Origin of the sequence: Nocardia sp. NPDC058499, assembly GCF_042719915.1 — a bacterium.
Classification (GTDB): Bacteria; Actinomycetota; Actinomycetes; order Mycobacteriales; family Mycobacteriaceae; genus Nocardia.
The window spans coordinates 484,380-504,328 of sequence record NZ_JBHXMZ010000004.1 but is presented as its reverse complement, the minus strand read 5'-3'; the positions used below and the strand labels follow the sequence as shown (position 1 = coordinate 504,328).

The window sequence follows — 19,949 nt, the reverse complement described above, 5'->3', positions numbered from 1 at the left end:
CGTGGGCTGGGTTCGCTGGGGTCCAGACGCCGAAGGGCACCGGTACGGTGACCGCGCCGGCCCTGTCGAGAACGAATTCGAAGGGGACGCTCAGGCGGTGGCCGCGTAGTCCCACCGGAGTCACTCGGTGAAACGACCGGTCAGCGCCGTCAACGCCATCGAGCGCAGCACCGTCCGGGTGCGTCCGCGGGCGGGGCCGGCGCTGTGCGGGGTGGAGTTGAGCAGGCCGAAGACGGCGTGGGCCTGGATGCGAGCGGTGCCCTCGTCGAGTTCGGGGGTCAGGTCGCAGAGCACTCGTACCCAGATCTCCACGTAGCGACGCTGGGTGCGGCGGACCTCATGGCGGGCGGGGGGCGGGACGTTGTCGAGGTCGCGGTCCTGGATGCTGATGAGTTCGGGGTCGCCGAGGGCGAAATCGAGGTGGAAGTCCACCAGACCGGCCAGCGCTTCCGCGGGGCCCGACGCGTCGACGGCGACCGCGGTGCCGCCGTCGAGGAGGCGGCGGCTGATGCCGACCAGGAGTTCGACCAGTAAGGCCTCCTTGTTGGGGAAATGCCGGTAGACCGCGGGGCCGCTTATGCCGACCGCCGCGCCGAGATCGTCGAGGCGCATACCGAGGTAGCCGCGTTCGGCGATCAGCCGGGCGCCGGCGGCCAGTAATTGGTCGCGGCGCTGCTGTTTGCGCAGCTCCCGACTGGTCGGGGTGGCAGAATCGGCGCTGGTCACCCGTACTCCTTCGGCATTCTCTGGACAACTCGGTTAGTCAAGATTAACCTGAATTCCAGTTATCAGCGATTAACTCAGATGGGCAGGATCATGTGATGACCCGCACCGCGAGCCCCGCGACCGCCGCCCGGCCGGCAACCGATAACCGGGCCGCCAATCAGGCCCTGGTAGACGAGTTGCACCGCCGCCTCGCCGAGACCGCCCGCGGTGGTCCGGAGAAGGCCCGGCAGCGCCATATCGACCGCGGCAAACTCCTGCCGCGCGACCGGGTGGATCAACTGCTGGACCCGGGCAGCCCGTTTCTGGAACTCTCCCCGCTGGCGGCCAACGGCATGTATGGCGACGAATCGCCGGGTGCGGGGATCATCACCGGTATCGGACGGGTGGCGGGCCGCGAATGCGTGATCGTCGCCAACGACGCCACGGTCAAGGGCGGCACCTACTACCCGGTGACGGTGAAGAAGCATCTGCGCGCCCAGGAGGTCGCGCTGCACAACAACCTGCCGTGCGTGTACCTGGTCGATTCGGGTGGCGCCTACCTGCCCGAACAGGACGAGGTGTTCCCGGACCGCGAGCATTTCGGCCGGATCTTCTACAACCAGGCCACTATGAGCGCGCACGGGATCGCGCAGATCGCGGCGGTGATGGGGTCGTGCACCGCGGGCGGGGCCTATGTGCCGGCGATGAGCGACGAAGCGGTGATCGTGCGGGATCAGGGCACGATCTTCCTCGGCGGCCCGCCGCTGGTGAAGGCCGCGACGGGCGAGGTGGTGACGGCCGAGGAACTCGGCGGCGGCGCCCTGCATTCACGCACCTCCGGGGTCACCGACCATCTGGCCGACGACGACCGGGATGCGCTACGCACTGTGCGCCGGATCGTCGGCACGCTCGGCCCCCGGCCCGAACCGGCGTGGGAGGTACGCGACGCCCGCGAACCCGCCGTCCCCGGCGATGACCTCTACGACGTGGTCCCGGTGGATCTGCGCACCCCGTACGACGTGCGTGAGGTGATCCACCGCCTCGTCGACGCCGATCCCGGCGGCGACACCGGATTCCATGAGTTCAAGGCCGAATACGGCACCACTCTGGTCACCGGTTTCGCGCATATCCACGGACATCCGGTGGGTATCGTCGCCAACAACGGTGTGCTGTTCGGCGAATCCGCCATGAAGGGCGCGCATTTCATCGAACTCTGCGATAAGCGCAAGATTCCGCTGCTGTTCCTGCAGAACATCACCGGGTTCATGGTCGGGCGCGATTACGAGGCCTCCGGTATCGCCAAACACGGCGCGAAGATGGTCACCGCGGTGGCGTGTGCGCGCGTACCGAAGCTGACCGTGGTGATCGGCGGCTCGTACGGCGCCGGGAACTATTCGATGTGCGGGCGGGCCTACTCGCCGCGGTTCCTGTGGATGTGGCCGAACGCCCGGATCTCGGTGATGGGCGGTGAGCAGGCGGCCTCGGTGCTGGCCACCGTGCGCGGCGATCAACTCGACGGCAACGGTCAACCCTGGAGCGAAGCCGATCAGGAGGCGTTCAAGGAACCGATCCGGCGCCAGTACGAGGCGCAGGGCAATCCTTACTATTCGACCGCCCGGCTCTGGGACGACGGGGTCATCGACCCGGCCGATACCCGGACCGTGCTCGGACTGGCTCTCTCGGTGTGCGCCCAGGCGCCGCTGGAACCGGTCTCCTACGGCGTCTTCAGGATGTGATGACGATGCTGAACACCAACCATCCCCTGCCGTTCGACACCGTATTGGTCGCCAATCGTGGTGAGATCGCCGTCCGCGTCATCCGCACCCTGCGTGCCATGGGCCTGCGGTCGGTGGCCGTATACAGCGATGCCGACGCGCAGGCCGCGCATGTTCAGGCCGCGGATATCGCGGTCCGGCTGGGACCCGCCGCCGCCCGCGACAGCTATCTGAACATCGACCGCGTCGTGGACGCCGCCCGCCGCACCGGCGCCAAGGCCGTGCACCCGGGATACGGATTCCTTTCCGAGAACGCCACTTTCGCGGCCGCACTGGATGCCGCCGGAATCGTTTTCCTCGGGCCGCCCGCCAAGGCGATCGAAATCATGGGCGACAAGATCACCGCCAAGACCACAGTATCCGCCTCGGGTGTGCCGGTGGTCCCGGGGATCGCCGAACCAGGTCTGACGGATGACCAACTCATCGCCGCCGCGACCGATATCGGCTATCCGGTGCTGGTCAAACCGTCCGCGGGCGGCGGCGGTAAGGGTATGCGGCGCGTCGACGACCCCGGCGACCTGCCCGCCGCCCTGGTCAGCGCCCGCCGGGAGGCAGCTTCCGCATTCGGCGACGACACCCTGTTCCTGGAGCGGTTCGTCACCCGCCCGCGGCATATCGAGGTGCAGATCCTGGCCGATACCCACGGCACCGTGCTGCATCTGGGTGAACGGGAATGCAGTCTGCAGCGCCGGCATCAGAAGGTGATCGAGGAAGCACCTTCACCGTTGCTGGACGCCGAGACGCGTGCCCGGATCGGTGCCGCCGCCTGCGCCACCGCGCGCAGCGTGGACTATGTGGGCGCGGGCACGGTGGAATTCATCGTTTCCGCCGACCGCCCGGACGAGTTCTTCTTCATGGAGATGAATACCCGCCTGCAGGTGGAACATCCGGTCACCGAAATGGTCACCGGTTTCGATCTGGTGGAATGCCAGGTTCGGATCGCCGCCGGGCAGCGGATCCGGCTGCAGCAGGACGATATCCGGCTGCAGGGTCACGCCGTCGAGGCGCGGGTGTATGCCGAGGATCCGGGTCGCGGTTTCCTGCCGACGGGGGGCACCGTTCTCGATCTCCAGGAGCCGGCCGGTCCAGGTGTGCGGGTGGACTCCGGGCTCGCGGTGGGCACGGTGGTGGGCAGCGACTACGACCCGATGCTCGCGAAGGTCATCGCGCACGGCCCCGACCGCGCCGCCGCCCTGGCCGCGCTGGACCGGGCACTCGCCGACACCGCGGTGCTCGGAGTGCGCACCAACACCGATTTCCTGCGTTTCCTGCTGGCCGACCCCGATGTGGTGGCGGGTCGCCTGGATACCGCGCTGCTGGACCGGCGCGCCGGTGATTTCACGCCGGCCCCGGTGCCCGACGATATTTTCGCGGCCGCCGCCGTGTATCGCTGGCTGCGGCAGTGGCCGCAGGGACCGGCCGACCCGTGGTCCTTCCCCACCGGATGGCGGGTCGGCGCGGCCGCACCGATCCGGGTCCGGCTGGCGGGTGGCGACCGGACGGTGCACGTCTACCTCACCGGCACCCCCGACTCCGCCGACCTGCGCGTCGAGGACGCCGAACCGATATCGGTGACGGCGGAACTGGGGCGGGCAGCCGGGCAGGGTTCGGACGATTCCGTGCGCACCGTCACCCTCACCCTCGACGGCCTGCGACGCGGTTACCGGGTTGCGGAGTCGGACGGCACCCTCTGGGTGACCGGTCCGGGCGGCGTCGCGGCGGTGCGGGAGCTGCCCGAGGAATCGGTCCGGGCCGATGCCGCCGCGGTGCACGATGCCGAGATCCGCAGCCCGATGCCCGGAACCGTGCTCGCCGTCGCCGCGGAGACCGGTGCGGCAGTGGCGGCCGGCGATCCGATCCTGGTGGTCGAGGCGATGAAAATGGAACATTCGCTCACCGCGCCGCTCGCCGGAACCGTCGAGCTCCTGGTGACGGCCGGCGCTTCGGTACGGCTCGACGAGGTTCTCGCCCGGGTCCACGCCGAGACCGCCGCCACCGGCGAATCCGCGGGCTCGGCCCCGGCAACCGACGACGCCCTGTCAGGGGGGTCGGCGGCCGGGGCTGCTGCAATCGGATCCGCGGGGCCCGGCGGCTCGGGCCCCGTGCCCTCCACGGGAGTCGCCGGGCCCGCATCGAGCGCCGGGACAACCAGGCCCGCGCGTTCCGCCGAAAACATCGGTGCCGATCCCAAATGATTCCCACCGGATCGACGACCACAGGGCGGACGCCGGATGACACGGCGACCCTGTACCACTCCGAGAACGAGAAGAGGCAAAGGTGAGCGATTTCCTGTCCACCGGCACCCTGCCCGACCACTACCGCGACCTCGCGCTGACCGTCCGGGATTTCGCGAACCAGGTCGTCGCGCCCGTGGCGGCGAAACACGATGCCGAGCACAGTTTCCCGTACGAGGTCATTGCGGGGATGGCGAAGATGGGCCTGTTCGGCCTGCCGTTCCCCGAGGAGTACGGCGGGATGGGTGGCGACTATTTCGCGCTGTGCCTGGCTCTCGAAGAACTCGGCAAGATCGACCAGAGCGTCGCCATCACCCTGGAGGCCGGGGTTTCGCTGGGCGCCATGCCGGTCTACCGGTTCGGTGACGAGAAGCAGAAGCAGGAGTGGCTGCCCCGGCTCGCCAGTGGCGAGAAGCTGGGTGCTTTCGGGCTCACCGAACCGGGCGCGGGAAGCGATGCCGGCGGTACCCGCACCACCGCCGTCGAGGACGGTGACAGCTGGATCATCAACGGCAACAAACAGTTCATCACCAACTCCGGTACCGATATCACCGCCCTGGTGACCGTGACCGCCGTAACCGGGCAGACCGGCGGCAAGAAAGAGATCTCCACCCTCCTGGTGCCCGCCGATACCCCCGGTTTCACCGCCGAACCCGCCTACAACAAGGTCGGCTGGAATGCCTCGGACACCCATCCGCTGACGTTCACCGATGTCCGGGTGCCCAAGGAGAACCTGCTCGGCGAACGCGGCCGCGGCTACGCCAACTTCCTGCGCATCCTGGACGAGGGCCGGATCGCCATCGCCGCGCTCTCGGTGGGCGCGGCGCAGGGATGTGTGGACGAATGCGTGCGCTATGCCGGTGAGCGCGAGGCGTTCGGCCGGACGATCGGCAGCAATCAGGCCATCGCCTTCAAAATCGCCCGGATGGAGGCCCGCGCGCATACCGCCCGTACCGCCTACTACGACGCGGCGGCGCTCATGCTGGCCGGAAAACCTTTCAAGAAGCAGGCCTCCATCGCCAAACTGGTGGGCAGCGAAGCCGCGATGGACAACGCCCGGGACGCCACCCAGATCTTCGGCGGCTACGGGTTCATGAACGAATACCCGGTGGCCCGCCACTACCGCGACAGCAAGATCCTGGAAATCGGCGAGGGCACCACGGAAGTACAACTGATGCTGATCGGACGGGAGCTCGGGCTGTGAGCGGCGAGGACAAGATCACCAAGAATGTCGAGCACGACACCACCGGCCTGAAAAGGGTCGTACAGTCCGGTCTGTGGTTCGAGGAATTGGAAACCGGTGTGCTCTACGAGCACCGGCCCGGCCGCACCATGACCGAAACCGACAACGTGCTGTTCAGCACGCTCACCATGAACAATCAGGGCTTGCATATCGACAAGGCCTACAGCGACGCCCAGGAACCGTTCCACGAGCGGCTGGTGAACTCGCTGTTCACCCTGGGCACCATGGTCGGGCTGGCGGTAGCGCACCTCACCCAGGGCACCACGGTCGCCAACCTCGGGTTCGAGGATGTGAAATTCCCGGCGCCACTGTTCCACGGCGACACCATCTATGTCGAAACCGTGGTCCTGAAGAAACGCGAATCGAAGAGCCGGCCGGGCCAGGGTGTGGTTACGTTCCGGCATGTGGCGCGCAACCAGCACGGCGCCGTCGTGGGTATCGCGACCCGGCACGCCATGATCCGAATGCGTCCGGCGGAGCAGGCGTGAACTCCGCGCCACACCGGACTGTGCGGGACGTGCAGGCGTATCCGGGTAGCGCCCGGGCATACAGGAGGAAAAGCCGGTGACAGTTCCAGATAACCAGTGGCAACCGACCGGACCGGCCTGGCTGTTCTGCCCGGCCGATCGGCCCGAGCGCTACCGCAAGGCCGCCGACACCGCGGACGTGGTGATCCTCGACCTCGAGGACGGTGTCGCACCGGCCGATAAACCCGCCGCCCGCACGGCACTCACCGAAACCCCGCTCGACCCCGCCACCACCGTGGTCCGGGTCAACCCCGCCGGCACCGCCGACCACGACCTGGACCTGCAGGCCCTGCGCAGCACCGAGTACCGGCTGATCATGCTGCCGAAAACCGAATCCGCCGAACAGGTATCCGGTCTCACCGGGTACGAGGTTTTCGCGCTCATCGAATCCCCGGCGGGAGCGCTGGCGATCGAGTCGATAGCCGCCGCACCCAACATCCTGGGCGTGATGTGCGGGGTCGAGGATCTCGTCGCCGCCCTGGGCGGTACCGGCACCCGGCGCCCGGACGGCAGCTACCGGGATGTGGCATTGCATCTGCGCAGCACCGGCCTGCTCGCCGCGAAGGCATACCGGCGGCTCGCCCTGGACATGGTGTACCTGAACATCCGTGACCTCGATGGGTTGCGCGCCGAAGCCGAAGACGCGGTGGCCGTGGGTTTCGATATCAAGGTCGCCATCCATCCCTCCCAGATCCCGGTGATCCGCGCGGCCTACGCCCCCTCGGCCGAAGAGATCGCCTGGGCCGAGGGCGTACTCGCCGCCGCTCCGAACCACCGCGGTGTCTTCACCTACGAGGGCCGAATGGTGGATTCTCCGCTACTCCGCCACGCCGAGCAGATACTGCAGCGAGCCGTCCACCGGCCTGCCGGAAATCTCGGCTGACCAGCCAACTATGCCCCGCCACGCACAGGACCTCCGGCGCCCCGGCCCGATGAATCATCGGGCCGGGCCCGGGGTTTTTCACCGGACTGTCCCGGTCCGTCCCGGTACGGAAGCCGGCGACGATCGACATCTGTCACCGATACTCGACCTGCGGCGCCCGGCTGGGCAAGGATTACCGATGAACACAGGAGGTTTCTGCGGTGGAACCACAGTGGGTCCCCAGCGCACGTGATATCGCCGACGCCCGGGTCACGGATTTCGCGCGCTTCGTCGAAACACGGACGGGCACCGAGTTACCGGATTATCACGCCCTGTGGCGTTGGTCGGTGGACAATATCGCCGATTTCTGGGCGGCGCTCTGGGATTACTTCGACCTCGGGCCCGTCGCAGGTGAGGTATTGGCCCGGCCCGATATGCCGGGGGCACAATGGTTTCCCGGGACCACCCTGAACTATGTCGACCGAGTGATCGCGCAGGCCCGTACCGACCGTCCGGCGATAGTGCAGGTCACAGAGGGTACCGAGGATGTCACCGAAACCTCCTGGGCCGAACTGCTCGCCGGCGTGGCCGCGTTCGCGCGGACGCTACGTGGACTGGGTGTCCGGCCCGGCGACCGGGTGATCGGTTATCTGCCGAATATCACCGAGACCGTGATCGCCTTCCTGGGCACCGCGGCGGTCGGCGCGGTATGGAGCGCCTGTGGTCAGGACTATTCGGCCAAAGCCGCCCTGGATCGGCTCGGCCAGCTGGAGCCCACGGTTCTGGTGACTGCCGACGGTTACCGATACGGCGGAAAAGCACACGACAAGAGCGCCGATATCGCCGCGCTGCGCGCCGGGCTGAACACCCTGCGTGCCACCGTCGTGGTCTCCCGGCTGGGGAACGAGATCCCCGACAGCACACCGTGGCCGGTGGCCGCGGACCCGGCCGGGCACACCCTCCCGGAAACCGAAACGGTCGATTTCGCGCATCCCCTGTGGATCGTCTTCTCCTCGGGCACCACCGGGCTACCCAAAGGAATCGTGCACGGTCACGGCGGCGTGGTCCTGGAGCACCTCAAAGCCGTTTCCCTGCAATCCGATATCGGACTCGACGATACTTTCCTCTGGTACACCAGCCCGAGCTGGATGATGTGGAACTTCCAGATCGCCGGCCTGCTCACCGGCGCCACCATCGTCTGCTACGACGGCAGTCCCGCCCATCCGCGGCCCGATACTCTGTGGGAGATCGCGGCCCGCACCCGCACCACGGTGCTCGGCACCAGCCCGGGCTACGTCCTGGGCTGTATCAAGGCGGGTTCGGTCCCCGCGACCGATCACGACCTCTCCGCGCTGCGGCTCATCGGCATCACCGGATCCTCGCTTCCGCCCGCCTCCTCGCTGTGGTTGCACGAGAACACCGGTGGGGTTCCCGTGGCGTCCATCAGTGGCGGCACCGATGTGGTGTCGGCGTTCGCGGGTGGGGTGCGCACTGTCCCGGTATGGCCGGGCGAACTGTCGGCGCCGTATCTGGGGGTCGCCTTGGACGCCTTCGACGAGGCCGGGCAGCCGGTGCGGGATGAGGTCGGCGAACTGGTGGTCACAGCGCCGATGCCGTCCATGCCTGTCCGCTTCTGGCGCGACCCCGACGGCGCGCGCTACCACGACGCCTACTTCGACACCTACCCCGGCGTATGGCGGCACGGCGACTGGATCACCCGCACCGGCCACGGCAGCGTGGTGGTGCACGGCCGCTCCGATTCCACCCTCAACCGCCACGGCATCCGGATGGGCAGCGCCGATATCTACCAGGCCGTCGAACGGCTACCCGAGATCAGCGAGGCCCTGGTCATCGGCGCCGAACAGCCCGACGGCGGCTACTGGATGCCGCTGTTCGTCGTCCTCGCCCCCGGCGCCGAACTCACCGACGACCTGCGCGACCGGATCAAGGAGGTGATCCGCACCGAGGTCTCGCCGCGCCACGTCCCCGACGAGATCCTGGCCGCTCCCGCCGTCCCGCACACCCGCACCGGCAAGAAGCTCGAGGTACCGATCAAACGCCTGTTCCAGGGCGCCGACCCGGCCCGGGTAGTGGAACGCAGCGCCGTCGACGACCCCGCCCTACTCGACTGGTACCGCGATATCCGCCCGCCCGGCGGCCGCTGACCCCAAAATCCACCGGGCGGGTTGGTGTGCGAACTAGCCTGAACCGAGCTGATCCAGAAGCAAGGCCCGCTCCACCTGTACGCACACAGTCGTTCGGCTCAGGGAGAGGACAGGCACGCTATGAAGGCTCTGCAGCATGTGGCCGTCGGTGCGGAACCGGAGGTCCGCGAAATTCCCACCCCCGAACCCGGCCCCGGCGAAGTACTGCTCCGGGTGACCGCGGCCGGTGTATGCCACTCCGACGATTTCGTCATGAACAATCCGCCGGAGAACTTCGGTATCGAGCTCCCGCTGACCCTCGGGCACGAGGGCGCCGGAGAGGTCGCGGCCGTCGGCGCGGGGGTCCGGGGGATCGATATCGGAACGAATGTCGTGGTCTACGGCCCGTGGGGCTGCGGTAACTGCTGGTTCTGCGCGCAGGGCATGGAGAACTACTGTTCCCGCGCGGCCGAGCTGCGCATTCTCCCGCCCGGACTCGGCGCACCGGGGGCCATCGCCGAATATCTGATCGTCGATTCGGCGCGCCACCTGGTGCCGATCGGCGATCTCGACCCGGTGGCCACCGTGCCGCTCACCGACGCGGGTCTCACCCCGTACCACGCCATCAAACGCTCGCTGGGTAAGTTGCGCCCGGGCTCGTGGACCGTGGTGATCGGCAGCGGCGGCCTCGGCCATGTCGCCATCCAACTGTTGCGGCACCTGACTTCCACGCGGGTGATAGCGCTGGACGTCAACGACGAGAAGCTCGATTTCGCGCGGTCGGTGGGCGCCCATGAGGCCGTACTCTCCGACGCGAACGCCGCCGGCAATGTCCGCAAGATCACCGGCGCGGCCGGCGCGAGCCTGGTCCTCGATTTCGTCGGCTTCCAGCCCACCACCGATACGGCGATGGCGGTGGCCGGAGTGCATTCCGATGTGACCATCGTCGGTATCGGTGACGGTAAATCGGGCGCGCGGATCGGTTTCGGCGTCAGCCCGTACGAGGCGACCGCCACCGCGCCGTACTGGGGCGCCCGCGCCGAACTGATCGAGCTCATCGATCTCGCGCACGACGGTGTCCTCGATATCGCCGTCGAACGGTTTTCCCTGGACGATGCGCCGGAGGCCTACCGCCGGCTCGCCGCCGGAACCCTGCGTGGGCGGGCGGTGATCGTGCCGTAACCCCAGCCGAGCAGCAACGACCACCGAGTTCGCGACAGGTCACCGCCCGTCGCGAACTCGCCCACCGGCGGTGCGCGCGGCCCGACCAGGGCGGAATACCTCCCTGACCGGGGGGTGCGGGACATGGATGCCGGTCGGCCGACGATAGGATTACGGGATGAGCGTCGACAACAGCCGGGCCCGGCCGTCCACGCCCGCGGTGCGCGTGCGCGGCCGCGCCGACCTGGCCGGAGACGGCGCCGACGCCCGCAAGAACACGGGTGATCTGCCCGCGCGCCCGGTGCGGCGGCGGCCGAAGAACCGGCGGGCGCAGATCGCCGCCGCGGCGGCCAATGCCTTCGGGTCCCTCGGCTACCACGGCGTGAGCATGGAGGATATTGCCGGCGGCCTGGGGATCAGTTCGGCCGCACTGTATCGGCACTATCCGAGCAAGTACGCGCTGTTCCAGGAGGAATCACTGCGGGTCGGCCAGGCGATGGCCGAATCCGTCCGGTTACCGGCCGACGCCGCGGAGCTGCCACCGCAACAGGCGCTGCAACAGGTCCTCGAGGCGTTGAGCGCGGTCACCGTCGCCAATCGGGCCAGTGTCGCGCTGGTGCGCTGGGAGGGTCGCTATCTGGAGCCGGCGGATCGGGAGATCCGCGCCGAACAGCAGGCGGTGGTGCTGGACGCTCTGGAGAGCCGGCTCGCCGCGTACTCCCCCGGTCTGCGCAACGGCGACCGCAAGGTGCTGGCGATTTCACTGCTGTCGGCCATCACGAGCATTGCCGATCACCATGCGGCTCTGCCCACCAAACCGCTTGTCACCCTGCTGGTTTCGATCTGCACGGGCCTCGCCGACGTCACCCTGCCGCCGCCGGCGGATATCGCGCCCACACCGCCGGTGGAAATACCGGAATCGTTCAAACACGAATTGCTGCTGCGTAAAGGCGTGGAACTGTTCCATGCCCGCGGCTATCCGAATGTGAGTGTGGAAGATATCGCCACCGCCGCCGGGCTTTCCGCGGCGTCGGCGGTGTACCGCTTCTATCGCGGGAAGAGCGATCTGCTCACCGCCGCGTTCCGGCGCGCCGCCGAACGGGTATCGAGCGCCATCGGCCCCGCCGTGGCATCCGCCGCCGGGCCGCAGGAGGCGCTGGATTCGCTGATCGACCAGTATGTGGCCGGTTCGTTCGCCGAACGGGAACTCACCTTCGTGTACTACACCGAGTTCCAGCACGTCCCCGCCGAGGAACGCGCCGCGCTGCGCAACGTTCAGCGGCTCAGCGTGGACGAATGGGCCCGGCTGGTACGCCAGGTCCGGCCCGACCTGTCCGGTCCGCAGGCGCGGTTCCTGGTGCACGCCGCCTTCGCCCTGGTCGTCGATCTCGGACGGTCCTTCGGCACCGTCCCCATCGCCTCCCAGGAGCGGGTCACGCTACTCATGCAGACCGTCCTGTACGGCCACCCCGCCGGAAGCTGAGCCCGGCCGGGGCGGCCGTGCCGGTTACTGTAGCGGCTTGTCCAGCGGTGAGGTCATCTGATCGACGAGCCAGCGGCCGTCGGTTTTCTGCATCCGCATCACCATGGCCAGCTGTCCCGGCGCGGGCTGCCCCTGGGTACCCAGACTGGTGATGGTCTGCCCGATCACCACCACGACCTCCGCGGAGCCGGCGTCCGCGGTCTTCACCGCGCACTGGATATCCCCGGCCGTCGAAACGACTCGACCGGCCGCCAGCGCCTCGCGCAGTTCGGTGGTGGTGGTCTCGAATTCCTTCTTCCAGTCACCGGTGGCGCCGTCGAGGACGGCGGAGAAATACGGTTCCAGATTCTTCGCGTCGTAGTTGGCCAGCACCGGCGCGTACCGGCACGCCGCCTGCCGGACCTCGTCGTATGCGGCCAGCACCTCGGCTTTGTCCCGCTCTTCGACGTACAGATACCCAGCGACCCCCACCGCACCGATCAACAGCAGAACCGCCACAGCCAGCGCCCCGAGCAATACCCGCGGCCGCGATCCCGAGCCGGCCCGTTCCGGCGCACCATCGGATCTGCTCATGCGCCGCCCGCCGAGCAGCTTCTTCATCGATACGGCCTCACCGTGTTCCGGAGCCGATCCAGCGCCCGGCTCCGAACCCTTTTCCGGTGCCCGGGCGGTCGATTCCGACAGGTCCGCCCCCGTCGAGTCCGGGCCGCTCAGCGCCGCGTCGCCGTCGGTGGTACCCGGCACTTCTACCTCCGTTTTCGCCGACGACGTTGCTGCTCCTGCCGATTCGCCCGCCGCGGGGTCGGGCCCCGCTGCGCTCGCCCTCGCAATGTCGGCGGGTGATTCGCCGGACGCCGGTTTCGTCTCGTCGTCCGGCTTTCCGGCGGCGGGTTCGGCGGGCTTATCGGTCATTCTCGTCTTCTCCTAACGACCCGGGATGGGACGGGACAGTTCGTTACCGGTGACTCCCGGCGGCGGGCCGGCGGTGTTGTCGGGAACATTCGGCCGCGGCGCATTGGCCGAACCGCGCACCTGCAGGGCCGGATCGTTGGTGACGCAGTAGTTGTACAGGCGCACCCGAGTATCGGCGACCGGTTCGGTGGGCGCCAGTGGAATGGTGTTGTACTCGCAGGTGGGGCGCGGCCAGATATCGACCAGGGTGTGGAACATCCCGTCGTGTACCGGCACGTTCAGCGCTGAAGTCCCCGCCCGTAGCGCCGGGAACAGGGCCGCGATCGCGGGTTGGCGTAGTTTCGCGGCACGGGTGATGGCGACGAAATTGGTGACCAGATTGGTGATCGGGTCCTGGGTTTCGTCGATGAAACCGCTGAGCGTGGCGAGTTGCCCGGGCGCCAGGTCCAGGAGTTGCCGCACCTCCTGGTCGGCGGCGGTCAGCTGCTGGAACAATGCGCTCGCCGAGCCCGTGAGGGTGCCGAGATCGGGTTGCGCGTATTGCGTGGTTTCCGCGATCACCGTGAGGTTCTCGATGAGCTGCCGGGTCTGCGGCAGCAGATTCTCCAGTCCCGCCATCGCCCGGCTGATCCCGGAGATCATATTGCGCAACCGGTCCGGTCCCCCGGCCAGTGCTTTGTCCAGTTCGTCCACGATCACTGTGAGCCGGTCGGGATTGAGGCCACTGATCATGGCGCTCATATTCGACAGCAGCGAATGCACCGTCACCGGGATATGGGTACGCTCGACCGCCACCCGGTCACCGTCGCGCAGGTAGGGACCGGTATCGGAGTCCGGCCGGAAGTCCAGGTACTGCTCACCCACCGCGGACAGCCGCCCGACCACCACTGTGCCGCCGACCGGAATCTGCACCCCGGAGTCGATTTCGGCGACCGCTTCGATCCCGGTATCGGATACCCGGACATCGGCCACCCGCCCCACCCGGGTGCCGCGGAAGTTCACATCGTGGTCGGCCAGCAGCCCACCGGACCCGGCGAGTTCCACAGTCACCCGGTAGGTGCTGTTGGGCAGCAGGTTGATACGCAGCACCTCCGCGCCGAGGTATCCGCATCCGGCGATCAGCACCACCACGAGTCCGATATTCGCGACCCTGATCCGATGCCGGACCAGCCAGTTCCACAACGGAATATTCATCGCGGGCCCTCCTGCGGTGCCGGGGCGGGCTGCGGCGGGCTGGTCAACCGGCCCTGGATCTTCTGCAATACCTGGGCGAGGCTGCCGATGAAGGCCGGCACATCGGTGCCGTCGGGCAGCCGGCTCTTCGTCGGATCGGTGAGCGCACCGATACTCAGGTAGGAGACTCGCGCCGCGACCGCGAGCGTCGGTCCTTCGAAGGATTGTTCCAGCGAGGGATACAGGGCGTGCAACCCGTCCAGCGTCTGCCGCAGGTTGTCGCCCATGGCCGTGAATCCGCCCATGAGCCGGCGGATGCTGTCGAACAGGCTGATGAATTCGGGGCTGGTCGTATCGGTGAAATCGCCCAGCGCCGACATGGTCACCGAGATCTTCTCGATCAGGGCGGTGATATCGCGGTTGTTTTCGGCGACCAGCCCCAGCAGATCGGGGAACGCGTCCGCGGCCTGTCCCAATTCCTGTTTCCGCGCGGCCAGTTCACCGGTGAGCACGTTCACGCCGTGCAGCACACTGTCGATATCGGCGGTCCGCGCGTTCAGGGCGCTCAGCACCTGGGTCATTTCGGTGATCAGATGCGCCAGTTGCGGTGCGCGCCCGGCGAACATCGAATCCATTTCGGCCGTGATCCGAGCCGCCTGATTCAAACCACCGCCGTTGAGCAGCATCGATACCGACACCATGAGCTCCTCCACCGAGGCGCCGGCACCGGTGTGGTCGGTATCGATGACATCGCCTTCGCCGAGCAGAGCCGCGTTGGGGTCTTCCCGCGGGAGGGTCATGGCGATGAAGACATCACCGAGCGGGGTGGCCTGCCGCAGTTCGGCGGTGGTCCCGTGCGGCAGCCGGATATCCTCGCGAATCAGCAAATTCACATCCGCCACGAAATCGGTGGTGGAGATATCGGTGACCACCCCGATATCGGTGCCACCGATCTTCACGTGCGCCCGGTCGGGCAGGTTCAGCGCGTCTTCGAAACGAGCTCGCACGGTATACCCGGGGCCGCCGATACCCGGCTCGGGCATCGGCACATTCTGCACCGTCACCGCCCCACACCCCGAAACTGCGAGCACCCCAGTCAGCATCAGAGCGATGAGTCCAACCCGTATTCCGCTCATTGCGTCAACCCCAGCAGCGCGGCGGTGATCCCGAAATCGGGACCGAAGTCCTGGACCCGGCCGGTGCGGCACCCGTCGGCGCGCAGCTGGATCCGTTCGCAGAAGGTGGACAGCACCTCGTTGTCCAGCAGTGATTTGTCCAGCAGCGCGTGCACTCGGAAGGCTCGGTGTTCGTGGCTCACACCGTTGGCGAGGTTTTCGAAGAACAGCGGGCCCACGTCCACCAGTTCGGTGAGTCCGCGAGCGTTGGCCCGCATCTGGCCGGTGATGGTGACGAACCGCTCCAGCGCACCCGCGAGCTGATCGCGGTTCTGCCCGACCAGGGTCGAGGTGTTGGTGACGAAATCGTTCAACTGCACGAGCACCGCGTGCAGACCAGGCGACTGCTCGCCCATCAATTGCACCAGTTCGGTGAGGCGGGCGCTGAAATCGCGGACGGTCTGGTCGTTCTGGGCGACGACCTGGGTGATTTCGTTCAGTTTGATGATGGTGTTCGCGATCTGGTCCTTGTTGGCGAAGGTCACCTCGAAGGCGGCGGACAGATCGTCGAGCGTTTCGCGTAGCCGGTCACCGTTGCCTTCGAGCAGCGGGAACAGCACCCGGCTGGCCAGCGGTCCGACCTCGTTGTCGCCTTTGAGCGCGGCGCCGAGCTGGTCGAAGTTCTCCAGGATCCGGTCGAGTTCCACCGGCACCCGGGTGCGTTCCAGGGGGATATGTGCGCCGTCGGTGAGTGTGGGCCCGTCACCGCTGTAGGCCGGTGCGAGTTCGACGTGCCGGTTGGTGATCAGCTGCGGGGAGATCAGCGCGGCCATCGCATCGGCCGGTACCTCGACATCCTTGTCGAGGGCCATGGTGACCTCGACATAGCTACCGCGCGGGGTCACGGTTTCCACCCGGCCCACCGGAACACCGAGCACCGCGACCTCGTTACCGGCGTACAGACCGGCCACATTCTCGAAATCTGCGCTGACCCGGATATGTTCGCCCAGATATTGTTCCGGCAGCCCGGCGATACTGTCGGGCAGTACCGCACAGCCGGCCGCGCAGAGTCCGGCGATTCCGGCCGCGACCACACGCGCGATCCTCCGCAGCCTCATTTACCACACCCCTCGACGACCTGTGCGAAGCACAGCCAGTTGTCCGGTAGGAACCAGGGCGCCCACACATCGGCGTAGGGCCCGTTGCCCAGCACATTGTTGAACTGCCGCAGGGTGACCGGCATGATCTCGTACAGCCGGTCCAGGTTGTCCTTGTTCTTCTCCAGGCCCTGCGTCATGGTGTCGAGGTTCTGGATCAGCGGGCCGAGCTGGCCGTTGTTCTCCAGCCCCATATCCCGCAGCAGGCCCGACAGCGCGGCGACATTGTCCAGCAGCCGGCGCAGCATGTCCTGGCGTACGGCCACCGCGTTGCCGATCGCCTCACCGCGGGTGAGCAGCATGAGCACACTGTTCTGGTTATCGGCCACCAGCTGCGATACCTGGTCCATGCTCTTGAGGAGCATGTCGACCTCGTCGCGCCGGGCGTTGATCACCTCGGCCAGCGAGCCGATCGAATCCAGCGCGGTCACTGCGAGTTCCGGCGAATCACCCATCTGCTGGGAGAACACGTCCAGGGCCTGCCGCAGTTTGCCGGGGTCGATCCGCTCGATTCGCTCGAACGACGATTTGTAGGTCGGGTCCTGGATCACTTTGGCCAGGTTGTACGGAACGGCCGTATTGGCCAGCGAAATCCGGTTGTCCGGCGATTCCGCACCCGCGCCCGGGATCAGTTCGATATGCAGCCGGCCGAGAATGGTGGACATCTTGATCGCTGCCCGGGCATCGGTGGCCACCCGGATATCCCGGCTGATCTTCATCTCGACCTCGACCTTGTCGCCGGCCAGCCGCACCGCGCGCACCTCGCCGACCTCGATACCCGACACATCCACCGTGGCGCCGGCCCGCATGCCCGCGGCCTGCGCGAATTCCGCGACCACGGTTTTGTCGGTGAACCGCATCTGCGAGATCACACTGGATCCGATGAGCAGCAGTGCCACCGCGGCCGCGGCGATCAGCCCCTGCCACAGGAAGCGGTTCTTCGCGAAAGGTATTCGTAACCTCGCCATCAGCGGCACACCTCCGATTGCGAATCCCCGCCGATCTGGGAGAACAGTCCGGGCGGGAACAGCACACCCCACAGCGAAACGTCCAGGTTGCAGATATAGGCGTTGCCGTAGGCGCCGTAGCTGGTGAACCGGGCCAGGCCGTTGAGGACGGTCGGCAGTTCGATCGCCGCCTGGTCCAGCGCGGCGCCGTTGAGCAGCAGTAGTTCCACCGCGGTGGTCGCCTCGTCCTGCGCCAGCGCGATATCCGGTTTGACCGTGCCGATCAGGTTGGTCAGCGAATCGGTGGAACGCGCCACCGTATCCACCGATGCCTTCAGGGTCTCGCCCTCGGCGTACAGCGCATCCATCAGGCCTCTGGTCTGGGTTATCAGTGTTTCCAGTTCCTGGCTGCGGTTGGCCAGCCCGGCGATCACACTGCTCAGGTTGGTGATCACCGCGCCCAGGATCTCGTCGCGCTCCCCGAAGGTGGTGGCCAGCTCCGCGGCCTGGGTGATGAGGGCGCTCAGCGAGACCCCGTCGCCCTGCAACGCCTGGACCAGCGTGTCGGACAGGGAATTGATCTGATCCGGTTGCAGCACGCTGAACAGCGGTTCGAACCCGGACAGCAGCGCCGAGACATCGAAGGAAGGTTCGGTGCGTTCTACCGGGATATGTGAGCCCGGCGCTACTTCCGCACCTCTCTCCTCGCCGGGCAGCAGCGCGATATACCGCTGCCCGATCAGGTTCTGGTACCGCACAAGCGCCTTGGTGGTGTCGGTGAGCCGCTGCCGTTCCTGGATCCGCAGCACCAGCCGGGCCTTGTAGTCCGGTTCGAATTCGATCGCATCGACCCGGCCCACCCGCACGCCGGCCATTCGCACATCGTCACCGACGCGGACCCCCATCACATCGGTGAAGGTGGCCGAATAGGTTTCGGTCTCCCCCGGCACCGACCGCTGCAGCGTGGACCAGATGGTGTAGGTCAGCACGATCGCGATCACCGCGAAAATACTGAAACCGGCTATTGTCCGCGCCAGGCGCATCAGGCGGCCCCCTCGGAATAGACATCGATCGTGCCACCCGCCAGCACCGGTGTGAGCAGCAGTAATTCGGATGTGGTGGGTTGGCGGCCGAGCAGCGCGGCCACGGCGGCGTGCCCACGCAACTGGGCGATCGGCTGACCAGCCGGCGCCGCCGCGGGCGCCGGCTGCCCCGGCGGTGCAGGCTGTGCGGGCGGTGCAGGCGATCCCGCGGGCGCCGGGAACAAGGGAACGGTGATTCCCGGAATAGCGGGCAAGCCGGGCAGTGCCGGCAATCCCGGAATCTGCGGTAGCGCGGGAATCTGTACCGGCGCGGGCGCCGCGGGTAATTGTGGTTTCGGGCCCGCGCCCGGCAGCCAGCCGGGCAGCAGGCTCGGCGGGTACTGCTGTACCGGCGCGACCTGCGGAACGGACGGACCACCGCAGCGCGGACCGGCCATCTCCCCGTAGCGGGGGCAGTCCTTCGCCGTGTACTGCTGGAACGGCGTGAACGACACATCCAGACTCCAGCGCATCTGCCGCTGCGCGCCCCAGCCGAACGCACCCGACAGCTTCCCGAGTGCCGCGTTGAGGTTGGCCACCGACGTGGGGATCGCCTCCGGATCCTGTGCCAGCGACCCGAACAGGCCGTCGAGTCCGGGCACCAATTCCTTGGCCGCGTCCGGGTTCCGGGCGAACAGGCTGTTCACCGAATCCACCGCCCCACTGGCGTTGGCGAGCATGGTGATGAGGTTCTCCCGGCGTTCGGTGACGGTGCGCGCGGTGGTCACCGATTCCGAGAGCACACCCACCAGCTCCGGCGCCGATTCGCTCAGTGCGGTGGTCGCGCGGCCCAGATCACCCAGCAATTCCCCGACGCCGTCGATAGTGCGTACCTCGGTGACCCAGGTGTCCAGCCGTTCGATCGTCGAGCCCGGTGCGCGTGCCCCTGGGTCGAGCGCTTCGGAGAAGGTGGCCAGTACCCGGCCCAGCTTTTCGGGCTGCATCTTGTCCAGCACGTCACGCAGCACGGTGAGTGTGGTCTGCAATTGGACCGTGCCCTCGCTGGTGTCCTCGGCGATCTCGGCGCCGGCGGTCAGGCGGCCCGGCGTGATGCCGTTGTCCACGAGTTCGATACCGGTGACCCCGAACAGGTTGTTCGGGATCACCCGCGCGGTGACATTGTCCGGAATGGTCGGTGCGATCCGGGAATCCAGATCGATCGCCACCCGCTGCCGTTTCCCGGCGGCCACCACGTCCACGGCGGATACCGCCCCGACCACCATGCCCCGGAACTTCACATCCGCGCGCTCCGGCAGTCCGTCTCCGGTACTGGTGAGCACCGCCCGTACCTGGACACGGTCCTCGAAACGCCCCGTATATCGCAGCCCGAGCAGACCCAGCAGCACCGCCAGCACGGTCAGCATCACCAGACCCGCCACGGTCATATGCCACGGTCGCGGCCCCCGGCCGCTGTGATCGATGATCATCG

The 19,949-nt window shown here is 67.4% G+C and carries 16 protein-coding genes; 8 read left to right on the top strand and 8 right to left on the bottom strand.

Going from position 1 to position 19,949, the window contains the following annotated elements:
* Window positions 1-120: 120 nt before the first annotated feature.
* The gene (locus tag ACFWPH_RS16025) at window positions 121-726 is read right to left on the bottom strand and encodes a TetR/AcrR family transcriptional regulator (protein ID WP_378751575.1); all 606 of its coding nucleotides are present in this window, start codon (window positions 724-726) and stop codon (window positions 121-123) included.
* 95 nt (window positions 727-821) lie between these two features.
* On the opposite strand from ACFWPH_RS16025, the gene ACFWPH_RS16020 reads away from it, so the two are divergent.
* From ACFWPH_RS16020 to ACFWPH_RS15985, 8 genes are all read left to right on the top strand, one after another.
* Window positions 822-2,441, top strand: a complete 1,620-nt coding sequence (locus ACFWPH_RS16020) for a carboxyl transferase domain-containing protein (protein ID WP_378751573.1) — start codon at window positions 822-824, stop codon at window positions 2,439-2,441.
* Window positions 2,442-2,446: 5 nt separating this feature from the next.
* Window positions 2,447-4,675, top strand: a complete 2,229-nt coding sequence (locus ACFWPH_RS16015; RefSeq protein ID WP_378751783.1) for a biotin carboxylase N-terminal domain-containing protein — start codon at window positions 2,447-2,449, stop codon at window positions 4,673-4,675.
* An 82-nt stretch (window positions 4,676-4,757) separates the two neighbouring features.
* Window positions 4,758-5,918 carry an acyl-CoA dehydrogenase family protein gene (locus tag ACFWPH_RS16010; RefSeq protein WP_378751571.1) on the top strand — a complete coding sequence of 387 codons (1,161 nt, stop codon included), beginning with the start codon at window positions 4,758-4,760 and terminating at the stop codon, window positions 5,916-5,918.
* A gap of 47 nt (window positions 5,919-5,965) precedes the next feature.
* The gene (locus ACFWPH_RS16005; RefSeq protein ID WP_378751781.1) at window positions 5,966-6,445 is read left to right on the top strand and encodes a MaoC family dehydratase; all 480 of its coding nucleotides are present in this window, start codon (window positions 5,966-5,968) and stop codon (window positions 6,443-6,445) included.
* Window positions 6,446-6,521: 76 nt separating this feature from the next.
* The gene (locus ACFWPH_RS16000; protein WP_378751569.1) at window positions 6,522-7,367 is read left to right on the top strand and encodes an HpcH/HpaI aldolase/citrate lyase family protein; all 846 of its coding nucleotides are present in this window, start codon (window positions 6,522-6,524) and stop codon (window positions 7,365-7,367) included.
* A gap of 200 nt (window positions 7,368-7,567) precedes the next feature.
* Entirely contained in the window at window positions 7,568-9,511 is a 1,944-nt protein-coding gene (locus ACFWPH_RS15995; RefSeq protein ID WP_378751567.1) for an acetoacetate--CoA ligase, read from the top strand.
* Window positions 9,512-9,631: 120 nt separating this feature from the next.
* A complete protein-coding gene (locus tag ACFWPH_RS15990) occupies window positions 9,632-10,672 on the top strand; it encodes an NAD(P)-dependent alcohol dehydrogenase (RefSeq protein ID WP_378751565.1) in 1,041 nt (346 codons plus the stop codon).
* A 157-nt stretch (window positions 10,673-10,829) separates the two neighbouring features.
* Window positions 10,830-12,134 (top strand): TetR/AcrR family transcriptional regulator, encoded by a 1,305-nt coding sequence (locus ACFWPH_RS15985; RefSeq protein WP_378751563.1) that lies wholly within the window; start codon window positions 10,830-10,832, stop codon window positions 12,132-12,134.
* A gap of 24 nt (window positions 12,135-12,158) precedes the next feature.
* Here ACFWPH_RS15985 and ACFWPH_RS15980 read toward each other — a convergent pair whose 3' ends face one another.
* The 7 genes from ACFWPH_RS15980 to ACFWPH_RS15950 are packed head-to-tail and all read right to left on the bottom strand — an operon-like array spanning window position 12,159 to window position 19,947.
* Entirely contained in the window at window positions 12,159-13,046 is an 888-nt protein-coding gene (locus tag ACFWPH_RS15980; RefSeq protein ID WP_378751561.1) for a hypothetical protein, read from the bottom strand.
* 12 nt (window positions 13,047-13,058) lie between these two features.
* Window positions 13,059-14,240 carry an MCE family protein gene (locus ACFWPH_RS15975; protein ID WP_378751559.1) on the bottom strand — a complete coding sequence of 394 codons (1,182 nt, stop codon included), beginning with the start codon at window positions 14,238-14,240 and terminating at the stop codon, window positions 13,059-13,061.
* Entirely contained in the window at window positions 14,237-15,322 is a 1,086-nt protein-coding gene (locus ACFWPH_RS15970; protein WP_378751779.1) for an MCE family protein, read from the bottom strand. Before ACFWPH_RS15970 ends, ACFWPH_RS15975 begins: the two co-directional genes overlap by 4 nt.
* A 29-nt stretch (window positions 15,323-15,351) precedes the next feature.
* Window positions 15,352-16,452, bottom strand: a complete 1,101-nt coding sequence (locus ACFWPH_RS15965) for an MCE family protein (RefSeq protein ID WP_378751557.1) — start codon at window positions 16,450-16,452, stop codon at window positions 15,352-15,354.
* On the bottom strand, window positions 16,449-17,459 hold the full coding sequence (locus tag ACFWPH_RS15960) for an MCE family protein (RefSeq protein ID WP_378751555.1): 1,011 nt from the start codon (window positions 17,457-17,459) through the stop codon (window positions 16,449-16,451). Before ACFWPH_RS15960 ends, ACFWPH_RS15965 begins: the two co-directional genes overlap by 4 nt.
* Complete coding sequence (locus tag ACFWPH_RS15955) at window positions 17,459-18,481, bottom strand: MCE family protein (protein WP_378751553.1); 1,023 nt, start codon at window positions 18,479-18,481, stop codon at window positions 17,459-17,461. Before ACFWPH_RS15955 ends, ACFWPH_RS15960 begins: the two co-directional genes overlap by 1 nt.
* Window positions 18,481-19,947, bottom strand: a complete 1,467-nt coding sequence (locus ACFWPH_RS15950; RefSeq protein WP_378751551.1) for an MCE family protein — start codon at window positions 19,945-19,947, stop codon at window positions 18,481-18,483. The genes ACFWPH_RS15955 and ACFWPH_RS15950 overlap by 1 nt, the downstream gene beginning before the upstream one ends.
* Window positions 19,948-19,949: the final 2 nt, after the last annotated feature.

Bases quoted from the DNA above. Each gene is read 5' to 3' on its own strand.
- ACFWPH_RS16020 (WP_378751573.1), top strand. From the start codon at position 822: ATGACCCGCACCGCGAGCCCCGCGACCGCCGCCCGGCCGGCAACCGAT.
- ACFWPH_RS16015 (WP_378751783.1), top strand. From the start codon at position 2,447: ATGCTGAACACCAACCATCCCCTGCCGTTCGACACCGTATTGGTCGCC.
- ACFWPH_RS15990 (WP_378751565.1), top strand. From the start codon at position 9,632: ATGAAGGCTCTGCAGCATGTGGCCGTCGGTGCGGAACCGGAGGTCCGC.
- ACFWPH_RS15985 (WP_378751563.1), top strand. From the start codon at position 10,830: ATGAGCGTCGACAACAGCCGGGCCCGGCCGTCCACGCCCGCGGTGCGC.
- ACFWPH_RS15980 (WP_378751561.1), bottom strand. From the start codon at position 13,046: ATGACCGATAAGCCCGCCGAACCCGCCGCCGGAAAGCCGGACGACGAG.
- ACFWPH_RS15975 (WP_378751559.1), bottom strand. From the start codon at position 14,240: ATGAATATTCCGTTGTGGAACTGGCTGGTCCGGCATCGGATCAGGGTC.
- ACFWPH_RS15970 (WP_378751779.1), bottom strand. From the start codon at position 15,322: ATGCTGACTGGGGTGCTCGCAGTTTCGGGGTGTGGGGCGGTGACGGTG.
- ACFWPH_RS15965 (WP_378751557.1), bottom strand. From the start codon at position 16,452: ATGAGGCTGCGGAGGATCGCGCGTGTGGTCGCGGCCGGAATCGCCGGA.
- ACFWPH_RS15960 (WP_378751555.1), bottom strand. From the start codon at position 17,459: ATGGCGAGGTTACGAATACCTTTCGCGAAGAACCGCTTCCTGTGGCAG.
- ACFWPH_RS15955 (WP_378751553.1), bottom strand. From the start codon at position 18,481: ATGCGCCTGGCGCGGACAATAGCCGGTTTCAGTATTTTCGCGGTGATC.
- ACFWPH_RS15950 (WP_378751551.1), bottom strand. From the start codon at position 19,947: ATGATCATCGATCACAGCGGCCGGGGGCCGCGACCGTGGCATATGACC.